Here is an 18414-nt window from a genome sequence, read left to right on the forward strand (position 1 = left end):
ATATCATTCATGGGAACGTGGATTGAATGAACACACCAATGGATTAATTAGAGAGTTCTATCCCAAAAGTACAAACTTTAAAATCGTGAAAGAAGAGGACTTTCAGAAGGCAGTGAATTTGATCAATCACAGACCCAGAAAATCACTTGACTATCGTACTCCTTACGAAGTATTCTTTGCTTCATCAGAACCCGTTGCATTTCATCCTTGAATTGGCGTCATTTCACCTTGGGGTAATTAGATTTACTTCAAATTTGGTCTAGGTTACTAAAAAAAATAGAATTTCATCCTGATTTAATAATCTTATGACAAAGTATGTAAATTAATACTTTCCAGTATTTGAATTCATGCTCAACTCTATTCTCAAATGGTCGATCGCACAGCGTTGGTTAGTTGTCATCGGCGCAATTGTAATTACCATTCTTAGCAGTTACAACCTGACGCGGATGCCCCTCGATGTATTCCCTAGCTTTGCACCGCCACAGGTAGAAATTCAAACAGAAGCCGAGGGTTTAGCGCCTGAAGAAATAGAATCATTAATTACCTTGCCCATCGAAAGCGCCGTTAATGGAACTCCCGATGTTGTGACCGTGCGATCGGCTTCAGCCGTGGGGATTTCTACGGTCAAAATTATTTTTGATGGCAATACGGATATTTATAAAGCACGTCAATTAGTTGCCGAACGCTTGCAACAAGTGCGTGCTAAATTGCCTGAGAATGCTAAAGAGCCAGAAATATCACCAGTTTCTTCACCGATTGGCACGATTTTGATGTATGCCTTTACAGTGGAAGATAATCAAAATAATTCAGAGCCAAAAACTGACTTAATGGAAGTGCGGCGACTGGTCGATCGCAATGTTTCCAATCGCATCTTGGCAGTGGCAGGAGTATCACAGGCGATCGCCTATGGTGGTGATGTCAGGCAATATCAGGTTTTAGTCGATCCTGCTAAATTAGTTGCTTTTAACGTCTCTTTGGAGCAGGTGACTGAAGCCGCGAGTCAGGCAAATCTCAATGCCGCAGGTGGATTTTTAATTACGACCGATCGCGAAGAAATTATTCGCGGGGTGGGACGGATTGAAACCGTTGAGCAGTTGGCGGAAGCAGTGGTGACGGCTCGCGATGGTAAGCCTGTGAAATTGAGCGATGTTGCCGAAGTGAAATTGGGAGCCGCCCTATCACGGGGCGATGGTAGCGTCAATGGCAAGCGGGCTGTGGTATTGCTCATCAATAAGCAACCCCAAGCGGATACTCCCACCGTGACCCGCGCTGTCGAAAAAGCGATCGCTGAAGTCCAAGCTGCCCTTCCCAAGGATGTGAAAGTGCAAGTTACCTTTCGCCAAGAGAGCTTTATTGAGTCAGCGATCGAAAATGTGCGGAATTCCCTCCGTGACGGCATCATCATCGTAGCCATAATCATGATTATGTTCCTGATGAATTGGCGCACGGCTGTCATTACCCTCAGTGCGATTCCTCTATCAATTCTCATTGGAATGCTGATTTTGTCATGGTTTGGACAAGGCATTAATACGATGACTTTGGGTGGTCTGGCAGTGGCGATCGGTTCTGTCGTCGATGACTCCATTGTTGATATGGAAAACTGCTATCGCGGAATGCGTCAGAACCAAGCCGAGGGTAATCCCAAACATCCCTTTACTGTGGTTTATGACACTTCCGTAGAAGTGCGCGTCAGCGTGATTTTCTCCACGATCATTATTGGTGTAGTTTTTGCACCGATTTTTACGCTGACGGGAGTGGAAGGAAGTATTTTTGCACCGATGGGCGTGGCTTATCTCGTATCTATTTTTGCCTCAACCCTAGTGGCGATGACCCTCTCCCCTGCCCTCTGTGCGATTTTACTGGCTTCCTGTCAACTGCCTAGCGATGAAACATGGGTGAGTAACTTTGCCCAGAGACTCTATCGCCCCTTGTTAAATCTATCTATTCATCGACCCAAATTAATTCTATTTCCTGCGATCGCTGCTTTAGTTGCATCTCTGATCATCTTGCCAGCCCTCGGTCGAGTTTTTCTACCCGAATTCCAAGAGCGATCGCTAGTCAATACGATCTTGCTTTACCCTGGCACTTCTCTAGAACGGACAAACCGCATGGGCTTAGCCCTTCAAGACGCACTCAAGGATGATCCAGACTTCACAACCGTACAGTTACGCTCTGGTCGCGCCCCTGGGGATTCGGATGCGGGAGGTGTAAACCTTGGTCATGTGGATATAGAACTTAGCGATCGCGGCATCCAAGATCGCGCAGGTAGCATCGCTAAACTACGTCAAGAATTTAATAAATTGCCTGGAGTCGCGTCCAACATTGGCGGCTTTATTTCCCATCGTATGGATGAAGTCTTATCTGGAGTTCGCAGCGCGATCGCTGTTAAAGTGTTCGGTCAAGATTTAGAAGAACTAAGGGCGATCGGTAGAGAAGTAGAAACTGCCATGAAGGGAATTGACGGGCTGGTGGATTTACAACTGGAGCCGCAAGTTCCTGTTCGACAATTGCAAATCAAATTTGATCGACCGATGGCAGCAAGGTATGGTCTAACGATTGGACATCTTGCCGAAATGGTCGAAACTTCCCTCAATGGCAAAACCGTTTCCCAAGTATTACAAGGACAGCAATTATTCGATCTGGTAGTATGGCTGAAACCTGAAGCCAGAAACAACCTTGATGTAATTCAGAATCTATTAGTCGATACACCCACAGGGCAGAAGATTCCCTTATCTCAAGTCGCTCAAATTGAATATGGAACAGGCGCAAATACAATCAATCGTGAAAATGTTTCCCGTCTGCTCGTGGTTTCGGCTAACGTATCAGGACGAGATTTGCGATCGCTGGTCAACGAGATTCAGGAAAAAGTCAAGCAGCAGGTAATCTTACCCGCAGGCTATTTTATCCAGTACGGTGGACAGTTTGAATCCGAAGAACGTGCCACCCAAAACTTACTTATCTTTGGCAGTCTCGCCGCCCTAATTATCGCAGTGCTGATGTACTTCGCTGTCAAATCCATTCCTGCGATGTTAATGATTATGGTGAATTTACCCCTCGCTGTAGTTGGTGGCATTTTAGCGATCGCCATTAGTGGTAGCGTGATTTCTGTTGCTTCCCTCGTTGGTTTCATCACCCTATTTGGAGTCGCCGTGAGAAATGGATTACTACTAGTCGATAATTACAATCAAAAATTTGCCAAGGGAATTCCCTTCCAGCAAGTAATTCATGAAGGCTCAATGGAACGACTAGTCGCCATTCTGATGACTGCCCTCACATCAGCGCTCGGCATGGTTCCCCTCGTCATCGGCACAGGTGCTGGCAAAGAAATACTGCAACCCCTCGCTGTTGTAGTATTAGGCGGTTTAGTCACCTCTACGGCTCTAACTTTATTGGTACTGCCTGCCTTATATTCCCAATTTGGGAAATATGTCGCGCCTAAACTAAAAACAGAGCTTGTGTCTCCTGCTACGCAGGAGCCGCAAACTTCTATATTTTAAAATTTCACCCAATCTTTTAAAAGGAACTCTATTTATATGCGATCGCCTAAACTTCTCCTCATTACTATTATTTTTGTAAATATCCTAGCTGCTTGCAGTAATAGCCCGACTAGCACCAGTCCCACAGCAAGCTCCAACGCAGTCACCACCACAGAACCAAGTACTCAGACAGTCGCTAAAACAGACTCCAAAGCCGATCAAAAACCAGAAAATCATGGTAAACCCAATCAGGGTGGACAAGTCGTTGAGGCTGGTGCATATCATTTAGAACTGTTAATGGTTAAAGAAGAAAACAATATTCATCTCGACTTCTTCTTGCAAACAGGAGACACTCATGAAGCAATTCCTGACGCTAAGGTGACAGCCCAAGTTCAGTTTCCTGATGGCTCTCAAAAATCCTATGACCTCGCCTATGATGCGCCTAATAAACATTACGCCACCAATCTACCAACCACTGCTTCAGGAGAATACAAAATTGCAATTCTCTCAGATATTAAGGGTGAAAAAGTGAATGGACGCTTTAGCTTTAAATTGTAATTTAACGTGAGTTCGATATAGCCATTTGCGGCGTGCTTCGCACGCCGCAAATGGCGAAAAATGGTAAGAATCGCTAAGCGATTCTTACCATTTTTCGCTTTCGCCGAACTGACGTTCAAACGGCATTCAGTTGGGCGGTTCCTATCTGCGTACTATTCAACTCAGTGGGTACTCGGCTCATATCTAACGGGATTGTCCAAGGTGCTTCCCCTTCATGGCGTTCGGAGATAGCCGCAAGCACTGTCATTATCCCTTCTGCCTTTGCTTTTATTCCTTTTTTGCTTCATTCTTGTCCAAAGTTCAGGTTGAATGAAAATGATTATAAATATGTTGAGCTAACTTCTTGCCGATACCATCGGTTTCGGCAATCTGTTCAACCGTTGCTTGACGAATATAATCAACGGAATGGAATTTCTCCAGCAGAATCTTTTGGCGATGATGTCCTAAACCTGTAATTTGATCGAGGTGCGATCGCTGCATTCTTTGACTGCGTTTTTTACGATGGAATGTAATCGCGAAACGGTGGGCTTCATCGCGCAACCGCCGCAGCACCTGCACGCCTGCTCGTTCTGGATCGCCACTCACCAGAGGCTCTGACTGTTCAGGTAAAAAGATTTCCTCTCGTTTTTTCGCTAAACTAATCACGGTTAGGCGATCGCGCAAACCCAACTTATCAATAATTTTCATTACCGATGAAAGTTGACCCTTGCCACCATCGATCATTACGACATCGGGGAAATCACCATCATTCTTGCCCCCCTCTCCCTCAATGGGAGAGGGGCTGGGGGTGAGGGCTTCCATTCCAAACGTGGAATACTTCCGAAACCTTCTAGCAATTACTTCGGCGAGGCTAGCAAAGTCGTCGGAATGTCCAGTTTGAATATCAGGATTGCGGATTTTGTAATGACGATAGTGCTGCTTAGCGGGAATGCCATCAATAAATACAACTTGGCTAGCAACAGCATCGGAACCTTGAATATGCGAAATATCATAGCCTTCAATCCGATGGGGCAAACTGTCGAGATTAAGAATTTCCGCTAAGTCTTCCAATCCTTGTAAATTGCGATCGCTTTGCTTTTGAATTCTGGCTAACTCATACTGGGCATTACGTTCCACCATTTCGATCAGTTCAGCCTTGAGTTGACGCTGCGGTGTGGCGATCGCTACTTTTCGTCCCTTGCGATCGCTTAGCCATGCCTGCAAAATCTCTACTTCAGGAAGTTCCAATTGGGTGTGGACTTCGTTGGGAATTTCCACAGGATCGCAGTTTTGGTAGTGAGCCTCTAAAGTACGCTGTAAAATCGCCTCTGGTGTATCACTCTGACTATCCGCCACAAATGCTAAGCGACCAACTAAACGCCCTGCTCTAATTTGAAATAGCTGAATACAGGTATGCTGCTCGTCTTGTGCCATGGCGATCGCATCGCGAGAAACTGTATCATCTGGTAGAGAAACCTTTTGATTAGAGTTGAGGTTTTGCAAAACTTGGATGCGATCGCGTAAATCGGCTGCCTTCTCAAACTCCAAAGCTTCCGCCGCCGCTTCCATTTTCTCAGTAAACGTTTCTACTAATTCACTAGATCGTCCCTGAAAAATCATCGCTACTTTTAACATTGTCTTACGATAATCTTCTGGTGAAATTATTTGCTGGCATACCGCAGGACATAAACCCATGTCATAGTTCAAGCAGGGGCGATCTTTAAACATTGGTATCGGTCTTTGGCGGAGTGGGAAAGCCCGTTTGATAATTCCCAAAGTCCGCTTGAGGTTAAAAACATCGACATAGGGCCCGTAGTATTTATCCTTTGTGCCGCCCATTCTACGTTTGCGCGTAATAAAAATGCGTGGATAGTCCTCTGACCAAGTAATACAGACGTAGGGATATTTCTTGTCATCTTTGAGAAGAACGTTGTAATAGGGTTGATATTGCTTGATCAGGTTCGATTCAAGGGCGAGGGCTTCGGCTTCGGAGTCGGTAACGATGAATTCTATCTCATGCACCAACTGCACCATCATTGCAATACGTGGCGATAAGTCTTGACTGTTGCGAAAGTACGATCGCACTCGATTGCGTAGAGCCTTCGATTTGCCGATATAAATTACGCCATCATGGCGATCGCGCATAAAGTAGACCCCTGCTTCTAGGGGGATTTCCTTTAATCTCGTCTGTAGTTTTTCAGGATTTTGTAGTAGCGGCTCAGTCATCATCCAATCATATCAAATCCTTACGATCTAGATACTCCCATAATTAGTGGTGCGGCGCGAAGCGCCGCACCACTAATTATGGGGTGGAAAGGGAGTAGGTGTAGTATTTGAGTTGGACAAGTCTCGCAAAAAGTAAATCACGAGTCTTCTTTGCTTCATCAGAAACCGTTACACTTCATCCTTAGAATTGGCGTTTTTTTGAGATGAACACATCCAAATCTAATACAGATGAGTTATTATTACGTTATTCGCTTTAGGTAATTAATTATGAAATGGGAAGAAGCTTGTGCGAATAAACAGCTACAAGATTTACCCTTCAAAATTGAATTAAATAAGTGGGGACAAATCATAATGAGTCCAGTAAAGATTAAACATTCTTTTCATCAAGGAAGAATTCAACGTTTGTTAGAATCTTTATTAAGTAATGGGGAAGTAATGCCAAAATGTGCGATCGACACGAAAGATGGGATTAAGGTTGCTGATGTTGTCTGGTGTTCGGAGGAAAGATTTGACAAAATTCAAGATGAAGTATCAGCATCAATTGCGCCAGACATTTGTATAGAAGTTAAATCTATAGGCAATAGCTTGGGTGAAATGGAATTCAAAAAAAAGTCATACTTTGAAGCCCAAGCTCTTGAAGTATGGCTATGTAACGAACAAGGTCAAATAAGATTTTATAATGAACAAGGGGAGTTAGCTCAATCTCTATTAGTCCCTAATTTTCCCAATCAGATTAAACGATAATTATTTTTTGGTTTCGGTAGTGATCTAGAGGTAAGAATGGGCGGCGCTACGCGCCGCCCATTCTTACCATTTGTTTTGATGAGGAATGTTTGAGGCAATCTCTTTTTGAATGGATAGCGATATTAGGCGATCGCCTACTCATTGTCGGCTAAACTACTTAAATATTCAATGTAATGAGTTTTCATCAAAAGACTCAGTAACTTTTTATGGCTTCAGGCATATTATCGTTGCAGAAATGGTTAAAACCAAAACGGCTAGCCATTTTTGAAGCTTGTTTGATTGGGGTATTGTCAGGCTTAGCTGCCGTCCTTTTGAAACAGGGAATTGGTTTGATCGGTGGCTGGCGGCTACAGATTGCTAACGACTTACCCGCATGGTTTGCATTGCCGATCATTGGCTTGACAGGCGGATATCTTTCAGGTTTTTTAATTGAACAATTTGCAACTGAGGCTTCAGGTAGTGGCATCCCCCAAGTGAAGGCCGCCCTTGGTTATGTACCGATCGCTCTAAATTTGCGTGTTGCCATTGTTAAAGTTGCCAGTACAATTTTGGCGCTGGGTTCAGGTTTAGCGCTGGGTCGTCAGGGACCAACCGTACAGATTGGAGCCGCGATCGCAGGACAGGTGAGCCAGTGGATTCCCACTTCACCCGAATATCAACGCCAACTGATCGCCGCAGGAGCCGCCGCAGGACTTGCTGCAGGATTTAACGCCCCGATCGCAGGCGTATTATTTGTAATTGAAGAATTGCTCCATGATGTTTCTAGCTTGACTTTAGGAACAGCCATCCTAGCTTCTTTTATTGGCGGAGTTGTTTCTTTAATGTTGTCAGGGCAGAACCTTGCTTCAGTGATCCCTACAATTCAATTTTCTGCTCAAGAGATTCCTTTTTTACTATTGCTAGGGCTACTGGTTGGATGGTTTGCTGCATTTTTTAACCACAGTGTCCTTGCGGTTACGAAATGGAATCGGAGCTTTTTTAAAGTTGGATTAGCATGGCGAATTGCGATCGCAGGTTGTTTGTCTGGCGTAGCGATCGCTATGTTACCTAGTGACTTTCGCGACAGTACAGGGTTACAGATGTTTCTTGCCATGGGGCAATCTGAATGGCAACTGACAGCAGGGACTTTTGCCGTAAGGTTTATCCTCACTCTTATTGCTTGTAGTGCCGAGACTTCTGGTGGATTATTTGTACCTAGCTTGATCTTAGGCTCAGCTCTGGGATCTTTAGTGGGGAACCTTGAACATTCAATGCTGGGGACAGGAACACTTGCGACCTATGCCCTATCAGGAATGGGAGCTTTTTTTGGGGCGGTTGCAAAAGTTCCCATTACCGCTTTTGTGATTGTTTTTGAAATCACACGAGATTTTAATATTATTCTGCCATTGATGATTACCAGCGTAGTTGCTTATCTTTACACCGAAAAATATGCCCCTGGTTCTTTGTACACAAATTTATTAAAACTAAAAGGCATTCATCTTGAAGCAGAAGCCGTTACCGATGGATTATGGGATGGACTGAGAGCCGTTGATGTGATGCAGCGACAGGTAGAAACCCTCAACAGTGAAATGCTGATCAATGAAGCGATGCAGGCTTTTGCGCGATCGCGCCATCGTGGCTTTCCTGTAGTCTCCCATGAACATCTAGTTGGTATTATCACCCAAATGGATTTAGTGAAAGCCCAAGAAAGCAATGTGTCGAGAGATGTGGCGATTAGCCAAATTATGACCTCTCAACCAATTACAGTTAGTCCTGAAGAGCGCCTTACTCAAGTTCTATATTTGCTTTCCTATTACAAGCTTTCGCGATTACCTGTCATTGACCGCGATAAGCTTGTTGGTATCATCACCCGCAGCGATATTTTACGCGCTCAAGCAAAGCGATTGCGCGGAGTCAGTTCCCAAATATCTAAACCATCCTATCTTGTCTACCAACAACGTGGAACAGCTACAGGCAAAGGCAGACTATTGCTACCTTTGAGCAATCCTCAAACCGCGATGTATTTGATTGAGATTGCTCTTGCGATCGCCGAAAAGCACAGCTATGAAATAGAATGCCTTCATATCATTTCCATCGCATCGCATCTTGCCCCATCAGCCACTAATGTTGATTTGCATCCTAGTTTGGGACTATTTCAACAGATTACTGATGCTGCCAAAATCAGGCAAGTTTCAATTCATACCCAAGTGCGTGTAGCCCATGATGCGGGTCAAACAATTTTAGAAGTAGCTAGCGAACGTAAGATTGATTTGTTATTAATCGGTTGGCATGGTAAACCAAAATCTCCCGAGCGCATATTTGGTGACACCGTGGACACGGTGGTGAAGCAGGCGAATTGTGATGTAATGCTAGTCAAATTTAGCGATCGCATCCAAAAGGTTAATCCATTTAATCAAGAATTTAAGAAGCCAAATATTTCCTTTGATCGTTGGCTAATTCCAATTTCTGGGGGACCAAACAATGAGAATGCATTGCTACTGCTCCCAAGTTTGATGTCACTTTCTCCTTACCCTGAAGTTTGTCTCTGCCAAATCTTTTCTCCTACTGACGAAAAACATAAAACGAGTCAGTTAGAAAAATATGCCAATTCTTTATATAAGTCGCTCAATTTTTCCGTTGGTACAATTCCAATATGTTCTAAATCGATTGCTGATGCAATTCTCGATCTGGCAAATCAAGAGAGAAGTGATGTGATTATGTTAGGGGCAAGTCGGGAAGGGATTTTACAGCAGGTTATGCATGGGAATATTCCTGAAGCGATCGCTAAAAACAGTAACAGAACAATTATTATTTTCCGCAAAGCGATGTGATAGATAGCGGCGCTATCAATACCCAATAAATGAGAGGCGGCGCAAAGCGCCGCCTCTCATTTCAGCAAAATCGATGTTAGAGTTTCCAGCGCCGAAGGCGCTGGAAACTCTAACATCAGTTATTTGAAAGCCCGCCAACGGCGGGCTTTCAAATAACTGATGTTCATAATGAGAATTACTCCACTCACTTATTGGGTATTGTCAAATTTTGATTTGTCAGTTATATTACATCTCAGGTTGAATAAACCTTTGGTTTCAAGCCAAATCACACTTGATAATAAACATTTAGACAACAGGAGGTGATGCCCATGCAATCAGATAGTAGTAACGGTAAACGTGTGGGTCTTCAGGTTTCCGAGCTGTGTGCTGGGGCTGTTCTGTAAGGTATTTAGTTAATTATCTCTAGTTCGCTAGCCTAATTTTCTAGTAAACCTGAGATCCTTCCAGCAGTTGACTGTGACCTAAAGATCCTAAAGTATTCCGAAACAAAAAGACCTAGCCAATGGCTAGGTCTTTTTGTTTTATAGCAAGTAGTGGCGGTGCTAAGCGCCACCACTACTTGCTATAAATATTGCGAAGCAATATTTTGATCCTAGGCGCTAGTCAGGAATAAAATTACATCACCTTCTTGCACCACATATTCCTTACCTTCACTGCGGAGCAATCCCTTAGCACGAGCCGCACTCATTGAGCCGCACTCTACAAGATCTTTAAAAGCAACTGTTTCCGCCCGAATAAAGGCTTTCTCGAAATCAGAGTGAATTACGCCTGCGGCTTGAGGGGCTTTCATCCCTGCATGAATTGTCCAAGCACGGGCTTCCTTGGGGCCAACAGTAAAGTAGGTACGTAAGCCTAAAAGGTGATAAGTGGCGCGAATTAAGGATTTTAAGCCGCCTTCTTTGACTCCAAGGGATTCTAGAAAGTCTTGGCGTTCATCATCTGGCAATTCTAGAAGTTCAGCTTCAACCTGAGCCGAGACAATAGTTACTTCAGCATTCTCTGCCGCCGCGATCGCCTTGACTTTATCGACAAAAGCATTGCCAGTTGCTAGATCATCTTCAGAGACATTTGCCGCGTAAATTGTCGGCTTGAGGGTCAGCAACTGCAACACCGAAATTGCTTCTTTTTCTTCGTCGTTGAGATTGGCTAGACGCGCAGGCTTACCAGCATCTAGGGTCTCACGAACTTTTTCAAGGGCTGCTAATTCGATTTTGGCATCAGCATCGGCACGGGCTGCCTTGCGAGTACGATCAATGCGGCGATCGACTTGAGATAGGTCGGATAGAGCTAGTTCGAGGGTAATAATTTCAATATCACGGGCTGGATCAATTGAAGCTTCAACATGGATGATGTCGTCATTTTCAAAACAACGTACAACATGAACGATCGCATCGCAGACACGAATATTTCCTAGAAACTGATTTCCTAGTCCTTCGCCCTTGCTTGCGCCTCTGACCAATCCTGCAATATCGACAAATTCGACTCGGGTGGGAATTATTTGCGCGGATTTACCGACTTCGGCGAGGGTATTTAGGCGATCGTCAGGGACGGACACCGAGCCAACGTTGGGTTCAATCGTACAAAAGGGAAAGTTGGCTGCTTCCGCCTTGGCGTTGGCAACTAGAGCATTAAATAACGTAGACTTCCCCACATTGGGTAGTCCGACAATCCCAGCTTTGAGCATGATGGCTATCTAAACGAAAACTTTTTTGACTTGTGCTTATAAATTTTGTCACAAAAGTCTCACTTGGTGAGACTTTTACCAAAATTTAGCTAGCAGAAGCAAAGCGTTGTAAATTTAAAATAGCCATTTGCGGCGTGCTTTGCACGCCGCAAATGGCTATATCGAACTTATTTTAAATTTAAAAGCGATTTTCATATTCGATCGAAATACCTGTGCTGCCATCAGTCCCGTAGTTACCGCGCAATAGAATATTTGGATCAACACGATAACGCACCGAGAAATTAGTTGGTTGGGTGGAATCATTGATAATCCGTTGCAGGGCGATCGAGAAACTATTACTGACATCGATCGCCGCCTCAGCCGACAGTCCTAATGTTCCTGTACTGCTAGTGCCTGAATTCGTAGTAACTGGACTGAGATTAAATTCGGCAAGATTCAACGCATCACCGATCGCATCTTGGAGGAAGTTGAGAACTGTACCACCTGCAAAACTGGCAAGGGCTGAAGCAGGGTCAGAGCCACCCTGTTGTTGCAAAACGCCGCCGCCAATTAGGGCAATGATTTCGGCTTGACTACGTGGTGGGCTGCTAGAGAGACGGATATCGGGGGCAAGAGCTGTACCCGTAACACTGGCTTGGACTCGTAGGGTCTTCTGCGCCCCCAAATTGCTCACAGGTACTTCATTGGGACGGAACAGATCGTCGGGACGATTGGAATTGATCGGTACGCGGGTGATCTCGGCAACAGCGCCAGAAACACGGACGTTGAGGGTCGGATTTAGTCCTTGAACGGGTTTAAACTCGACAAAGTTTTCATAGGCGCGATCAAGGCGGAACCTTGTCGAAATTGCGTTGAACTGTCCGCGTGAGATATTAATTTTACCTTCTGGCTCTGGTTTGAGAAAGGTTCCATTTACGACTAATGTTCCTTCTCCTAAGAAATTAAATATGGGAAAGCGGGTCACTTGCATGTTTTGCAATTTAACCGCGAGGCGATCAAAGGCGACATCGGCTAAATTGCTATTGTCATCAGCTAGAGCAGCAGAACTATTGGGATCAGCATCATTACCGATGACAAATCGCCCGTCGCCTAGCGCCACTTCCCCTGTAATGACTGGTGCTAATAATGCGCCTCTAACGATAACTCGCGTATTGAAGTTGTCAGAACTAATATCGCGAATGTTCAGTTTGAGCCTATCGGCATTGATGGCAAGAGCTTGTTGATATTCGGGACTATCTGTTGGGATTAGATTAGGATTACTAATGGGGAGAATGCCCGTTAAAGCGAGTTTGCCTTCGCTAAAGTTGCTAGTGATGTTACTGATCAAGCGATCGCGAGTGAAGTCAATTGTGCCTTGAACCTCGGTGAAATCTCCTGGTAAACCTGCAATCTTGACCTTGGCATTATCGACTGTCATCTTTCCAGCGATTTTGGGATCTCTAAAGGTTCCATTTGCCGTGAGGTTGATATTGCCTTTACCACTGACCCAACGTACAGGTTGATTGAAAATATTGATAAAAGCAATACCTTCATCCTTAACATCAAGCTTAACGTCAAAGATCCCAAAAACCCCAAAATTACCCGAAGCGACAACAGAATCCTTACCTGCCACCTTCATGCTGGCATTGAAGTTAATATTTAATTTGTCGTAGTTAAACTTCACCGCCACAAAATCGATTGGTTGACGGTTAACGGAGCCATCGGTCAGGCTCAACTGTCCTTTAACTCCTAAATCCAGCAAATTAGTACCAGAAATAGAGAGGTTGCCGTTAACTTTTCCTGTCAAATCAAAGGGAATTGCGCTAAAAAATGGCAATGGTCGTAAAGATTCAATGGGGAAATCTTTTAATTCAATTTCACCACTTTGTTCACGGAATCGGAATAATGGATTTGATGAAGGAGTAAGTCTAATTCTTGCCTTGGTGATGCGTCCATAGCTCTTGTCGGACTGGAAATTTGCATTGGCAATATTGAAAACCCCAAAGGCATATCGTCCTTCTACTTGAATGTCGTCAACAGCAAACTTTCCATACTCAAATTTTTTGCCAACAAGATTAAAGCCGACACGAATACCTCTGCGTTGGTTAAAACCAAAGGTGACTTTACCTTTGATATCACCGCGAAAATCCGTGAGCGGCGGTAAATTAAAATTGCGGGCTGAAGCCACGGTTTCCTGTTGTTCCTGTCGCAGTTCGATCTGAGTGAGATATTGCAACTGCTTGTATAGAGGCTCTCCCATTAATCGGATTGCTTCTAGGGGCTGTAATTCTGCTGCTCTATTTTTAGCAAAGGTAAGCCCTTGGGTAACATCAACAATGTTCGCCCATTGCAATGTGGCAAATACATCTTGAATTCGACCTTGAGCAATTTCGACGGCTCCAGCGATCGGGTCTTCGGATTTGGGGTTGTAGGTCAGATTGAATTTATACTCATTACTAACTTCTCCCTGCCGAATACTTAGGTTGCCCTCTTTAACATTCAAAATACCATTGGCATAGGTGACTTTAGCGATCGCACGTTCCGCCACCACTCGCCCAAAGCGAGGGCGCTCCACCGTAACCTCACCTGTTGCCGAGGGATTATTGGTAAAATCAACAACTAAGTTGCTAGAGAGCTTGCCACTGACATCATTTTGTCCTGCGAGAGAAGCCGCTAGTGCTAAAGGAATATTATTGATCGCCACTTGTAAACGACGGGGATTATTCTCAAAACGTCTACCAGTCGCCGTCGATTCACCTAAGTTCACATTAAAATCAATGGGACGGAAAGCGCTATCTAGACGCGCAGCAATGCGATCGCGTTTTCCGCGTAAGTCAACATTTAATCCTTGATTACCATCAAAATTGAGTTTGCCTTCTAAACGAGGATCGAAGGCTAATTTATCAACTCTGAGTCCTGCTAGTAGCAAATCACCTGTAGCTTGGATGACGCTACCAATTCCATTTAAAGCACCGTTAAAAGTGAGTCTATCAAGTTCGATTTGATTGACCTTTAAACTGGCTACACGCAGATTACCTACTAGGCTGGGAGCCGCCAAGTCACCATTAATCGTGCCATCAAAATCCAGTGAGCCGCGTGATGGAGCCACTACCCCTTGTTTAGCAAAACTAGAACCTAAAGAAGCTAGATCAACATTATCCAGTTGCAATGCTCCCGCAATCTTAAGCTGATCAATCGCCCCTGAGAGGTTGCCGCGAAAGTTGAAGATGCCTGACGCTTGAGCGGGTATGGCGCTAGAGAGGGTTGCTAAACGCTTGATATTCACATTGCGCGAAATCAGATCGAGGTTGATTCCTGCGATACCTGTAGGGAATTCATTGCGTGAATTATTGGGAAAAGCAAGATCAACTTTACCATTGGCGGTTAGATAGTTACCAACTTGTAGGGAAGGGACTAGCAAATTCCTGCCATCCCATGTCAGATTAGCAACGATCGCATCAGGAACTTCCGTCAACCCTTGTGGTAATCGCACAACACCATCAGCAGTAATATCAGCTAAGGAAAAACCACCGCGATCACTTCGCAAGTTGATCAACCCTTCGAGAATACCTTTCTGATTCATCAGGAAAGCGGATAACGGAATACCATTGCTATTTAGTTGGGATTTCCAAGCACCACTAACAATATTGTAAGTACCTGCTAGCCCAATCTCGCCAATGGGAAAGCGCACCCTTGTATTCCGAATTGTGGCTAATCCATCCGCCAGAAACACCTCTCCTCTGGTAGGATAGGTGGCATTAGGAGCCTCAATCTGTGCCAAAATTTGCGGATTTGCTAAAGCTCCAGTGATTTGCAAAGAACTTGTAATTTGCCCAATGGTGATGGGCAGTTTCGCGCCATATAGCTTGGTAAATTCTTCGGCAACTCCCACGAGGCTAGAGGTAAATAGAATTTCCGCAGGTTGATTTTTTTGAGGTAAGCGGATCTGACCTTCGCCTGTGAGAGTTGCGCCTGTGGATGCGGCTTGGAATTTCTTGATTTGGAGTGTATTGAGATCTTTGAGTTCGATCGTAGCTAAGAAGCGATCAACAGTCACTCGATCAAAGGTAACGACTTTAGGGGTAGTAATGTTGAGCGATAGGGATGGGTTTTGGGCTGTTCCCGTGAGTTTGCCTGCTAGCTTCACCTCACCTGCGATCGCCACAGGGGTTTTGATGTCAAAACTTTCAAGCCCTTTCGCGAGATCCAGTATGGCACTGGTAAAATTCAAGTTAAAGCCCTTTTGTTGATTAAATGTGCCATCAACAGTTGTGGTCAACAAGCCATAATTTGCGGAAAATTCCTTAAGGGTTGCATCATTCCCATCAAAGCTAAGCTGTCCCGAAATTTCGGTAATTGGTTTGATTAATTGTGGAGACTTAATGGCTCCGTCACTCAGTTGGGCGGTAACCGATATAGTGGGACTCTCTTTCTCCGCAATTAGAGAGATCGTCGCTTCGGCATCAAGTAGCCCTTGCTGAATTTCTACGGGCAAGTTAACGGCAAATCCTTGAACTGCGGCAACTTGTAATTTCTGAGACTTGAGATCAACTGTCCCTTGTCCTTTGGTCAAATCCCAATCAACCGCAAAAATGACGCTACCTTTATCGCCTTCCTTGTCAGCAATGGCTGTCTCGATCGCTTTTTTTAACTGCTCAGGATTTGGCGGGGTAGCGATCGCCGCAAGATTGGGTAAAGTTACGCGCCCCTTACCATTCATTTTCAAACTTTGATTGTTAGGATCGGTGATCTTCCAATTGCTATCGATCTGCACTTGACTGAGAGACACTAGCTCACCTTTATCGATCGTTTGGATGGTGATCTGAGCATCCCGAAAAGTAAGCGTCCGCAAATCAACAAATCCTTCTTTGGTCTGTGGATCGGGCGGTGTGAGTTTAGGTAATTGCAGTAAACCTGTAACATCCTGCTTTAAAAATACCTGTGGCTGCTCCGCGATCGCATCAATACCAATTTGGCGACGGGTCAAATAACTCCAGAGATCAACATTAACTTCGATCGCTTCAACAGCCAAGAAATTCGACTCTTGATCGGTGGGCGGGATCAGAGATTTGCCAAACCTGACACTCGAAAAGCTAACTCGTTCAACTTTTCCTAGCTGTAAAGGACGCTTGAGAGACTTAGAAAGCTCAGTTTGTAATAGCGGCGACAATTGCTCATTTAGAAAATAGCGTCCATACCAAAAAGCACCTAAGCTAGTTGCTGTAAATGCGATCGCAAGTCCCACACCTACACGCCCTAATTTTTTGGCGAATGTAGAGTTGGTTGGTCTCTGCGGCGGTAGTTGAGCCTGTCCCACAATATTTCACTCCATTGATGCCCTCACGACACCATTTTACATATGTTCGCCTTGTAGCGGTTTGCCAATTTTATAGCTGTCGCCACAACCCAGAAGACTAGTTGCGGCGCTTTGCGCCGCAACTAGTCTTCTGGGTTGTGATCCTAACAAGACTGGCGACAACGCGACAATTATGAAAGCGCTAATAAGCAAAGCTTTTAAAAAATATCAGCTTTTATTTACCAAGTAAAGCTCAATCATTACAGTCCAGTAACTCAAAAGCCAGTCTTGCTTATTCCTGCGACTTCGGCGCAAGAATAAGCTTTAGCCAAAACGATAGCCTTTGCCATACACCGTATTGATCAAAGAAATTTGGCGATCGCGATCAATTTTGCGGCGCAATAACTTGATCTGAGCCGCGAGAGCGTTACTAGTGGGAATATCTTCTCCTTCTTTCCAGAGATGTTGGGAGATCTGCTCATGACTTAGTAATTGATTGGGCTGCAACATAAAATATTCTAAGAGTTGATATTCTCTCTCGGTTAAAGCGATCGCCACTTGATCTCGGTATACGACTTGATTATCGCGATCAAGTTCCAAATCTCCATAACTTAATTTTGCTGGTTCACTAGTTAAGGCGATCGGCAATGGTACACGTCTTAGTAAAGCTCTTACTCGTGCTAGCAATTCTCGCAATTCAAAGGGTTTAACTAGATAGTCATCGGCTCCACTATCTAGCCCTGTCACGCGATCGTCAAGAGTATCTTTGGCTGTAAGAATCAGAACTGGGGTGCTATCTCCTTTTTGGCGCAATTGGCTGCAAATCTCAACTCCCGATTTCTCTGGCATCATCCAATCCAAAATCAATAGGTCATAACCACCTGTCTGAGCTAACTCCCATCCGCGATCGCCACTATTAGCACTATCAACCGCATAACCCTGATTTGTTAAAATCCGTTGTAATGGTTCAGCGAGTTCTTCTTCATCATCTACCAATAGGATTCGCATAAATCTCCATCATTGCCGCAATTTTAATTATAAAACCGATTTTTGGTAGCGCGGCAAAGCCGCGCTACCAAAAATCGGTTCTGAATTTGACTAAGTGTCCCTAACTTGCCATTTTTAGTAATAGTGCTGAATCCAGTAAAAACACAGTTTGCGGATCAGATTTTTTGATGGAAACTTGCATCATGTGACTAGCTATGCCGAGCGTGTCGCGATCGCGATATTCGGCTGGCACTGGTTGTAACTTATGCACAGGAACATCTTCTACATTAGGTAAAGCGGCGATCGTAAGACCATACAAGCTATATTTACCTGCAAAAATAACCAAAAAACCTTTAGTTAGATTGACCTCTTGATTATAAATTTGCTTATATAAATCAATCACTACAACTTCTTGATCTTCATAGGTCGTTATTCCCAGTAACTTATTACCACTGCGATGAATTTGAGGTAAAGGAATAATCCGCACTACACTATCAATACCCATCGCTAAATTGAGATTTCCCATTGAGAAGATCAGGAATTTAAGTGTCTCTTCTTTCTTTTTATTGCTAAGCATTGTAGTTAATTATAATTTCGTATATCGCAAATCTCAGAAACCATTTAGGAATTGTCTAGATCCCCCCCAGCCCCCCTTAAAAAGGGGGGAGAATTTAA

11 protein-coding genes are annotated in these 18414 nt (G+C 44.3%); 5 read left to right on the forward strand and 6 right to left on the reverse strand.

Annotated features, from left to right (window positions below; translation table 11 throughout):
* The 3 genes from VB775_RS23230 to VB775_RS23240 form a co-directional block, all read left to right on the forward strand.
* On the forward strand, window positions 1-211 hold a 211-nt coding region (locus VB775_RS23230; protein WP_416235818.1), incomplete at its 5' end, for a transposase.
* A gap of 136 nt (window positions 212-347) precedes the next feature.
* Window positions 348-3497, forward strand: a complete 3150-nt coding sequence (locus VB775_RS23235; RefSeq protein ID WP_281008721.1) for an efflux RND transporter permease subunit — start codon at window positions 348-350, stop codon at window positions 3495-3497.
* Window positions 3498-3533: 36 nt separating this feature from the next.
* A complete protein-coding gene (locus VB775_RS23240) occupies window positions 3534-4034 on the forward strand; it encodes a hypothetical protein (RefSeq protein ID WP_281008722.1) in 501 nt (166 codons plus the stop codon).
* A 115-nt stretch (window positions 4035-4149) separates the two neighbouring features.
* Here VB775_RS23240 and VB775_RS23245 read toward each other — a convergent pair whose 3' ends face one another.
* Window positions 4150-4281, reverse strand: a complete 132-nt coding sequence (locus VB775_RS23245; RefSeq protein ID WP_281008723.1) for a hypothetical protein — start codon at window positions 4279-4281, stop codon at window positions 4150-4152.
* Between the two features lie 53 nt (window positions 4282-4334).
* Window positions 4335-6242 (reverse strand): excinuclease ABC subunit UvrC, encoded by a 1908-nt coding sequence (uvrC, locus tag VB775_RS23250; protein ID WP_407072947.1) that lies wholly within the window; start codon window positions 6240-6242, stop codon window positions 4335-4337.
* A 264-nt stretch (window positions 6243-6506) separates the two neighbouring features.
* Between uvrC and VB775_RS23255 the strand changes: the two genes are divergently transcribed.
* Both VB775_RS23255 and VB775_RS23260 read left to right on the forward strand, forming a co-directional pair.
* Window positions 6507-6983: a Uma2 family endonuclease gene (locus VB775_RS23255; RefSeq protein ID WP_281008725.1), complete on the forward strand. Its 477-nt coding sequence runs from the start codon at window positions 6507-6509 to the stop codon at window positions 6981-6983.
* 206 nt (window positions 6984-7189) lie between these two features.
* A complete protein-coding gene (locus VB775_RS23260) occupies window positions 7190-9793 on the forward strand; it encodes a chloride channel protein (protein ID WP_281008726.1) in 2604 nt (867 codons plus the stop codon).
* A 592-nt stretch (window positions 9794-10385) separates the two neighbouring features.
* On the opposite strand, the gene ychF is transcribed toward VB775_RS23260, so the two are convergent.
* The 4 genes from ychF to VB775_RS23280 form a co-directional block, all read right to left on the reverse strand.
* The gene (gene ychF / locus VB775_RS23265) at window positions 10386-11477 is read right to left on the reverse strand and encodes a redox-regulated ATPase YchF (RefSeq protein WP_281008727.1); all 1092 of its coding nucleotides are present in this window, start codon (window positions 11475-11477) and stop codon (window positions 10386-10388) included.
* Window positions 11478-11655: 178 nt separating this feature from the next.
* The gene (locus VB775_RS23270) at window positions 11656-16773 is read right to left on the reverse strand and encodes a translocation/assembly module TamB domain-containing protein (protein ID WP_281008728.1); all 5118 of its coding nucleotides are present in this window, start codon (window positions 16771-16773) and stop codon (window positions 11656-11658) included.
* Between the two features lie 303 nt (window positions 16774-17076).
* Window positions 17077-17760 (reverse strand): two-component system response regulator RppA, encoded by a 684-nt coding sequence (rppA, locus tag VB775_RS23275; RefSeq protein WP_281008729.1) that lies wholly within the window; start codon window positions 17758-17760, stop codon window positions 17077-17079.
* Between the two features lie 100 nt (window positions 17761-17860).
* The gene (locus tag VB775_RS23280) at window positions 17861-18316 is read right to left on the reverse strand and encodes a chemotaxis protein CheW (RefSeq protein WP_281008730.1); all 456 of its coding nucleotides are present in this window, start codon (window positions 18314-18316) and stop codon (window positions 17861-17863) included.
* Window positions 18317-18414: the final 98 nt, after the last annotated feature.

The sequence above is a fragment of the Pseudanabaena sp. CCNP1317 genome (assembly GCF_034931345.1).
Taxonomy (GTDB): domain Bacteria; phylum Cyanobacteriota; class Cyanobacteriia; order Pseudanabaenales; family Pseudanabaenaceae; genus Pseudanabaena; species Pseudanabaena galeata.

Bases quoted from the DNA above. Each gene is read 5' to 3' on its own strand.
- VB775_RS23235 (WP_281008721.1), top strand. From the start codon at position 348: ATGCTCAACTCTATTCTCAAATGGTCGATCGCACAGCGTTGGTTAGTT.
- VB775_RS23240 (WP_281008722.1), top strand. From the start codon at position 3,534: ATGCGATCGCCTAAACTTCTCCTCATTACTATTATTTTTGTAAATATC.
- VB775_RS23245 (WP_281008723.1), bottom strand. From the start codon at position 4,281: ATGACAGTGCTTGCGGCTATCTCCGAACGCCATGAAGGGGAAGCACCT.
- uvrC (WP_407072947.1), bottom strand. From the start codon at position 6,242: ATGATGACTGAGCCGCTACTACAAAATCCTGAAAAACTACAGACGAGA.
- VB775_RS23255 (WP_281008725.1), top strand. From the start codon at position 6,507: ATGAAATGGGAAGAAGCTTGTGCGAATAAACAGCTACAAGATTTACCC.
- VB775_RS23260 (WP_281008726.1), top strand. From the start codon at position 7,190: ATGGCTTCAGGCATATTATCGTTGCAGAAATGGTTAAAACCAAAACGG.
- ychF (WP_281008727.1), bottom strand. From the start codon at position 11,477: ATGCTCAAAGCTGGGATTGTCGGACTACCCAATGTGGGGAAGTCTACG.
- rppA (WP_281008729.1), bottom strand. From the start codon at position 17,760: ATGCGAATCCTATTGGTAGATGATGAAGAAGAACTCGCTGAACCATTA.
- VB775_RS23280 (WP_281008730.1), bottom strand. From the start codon at position 18,316: ATGCTTAGCAATAAAAAGAAAGAAGAGACACTTAAATTCCTGATCTTC.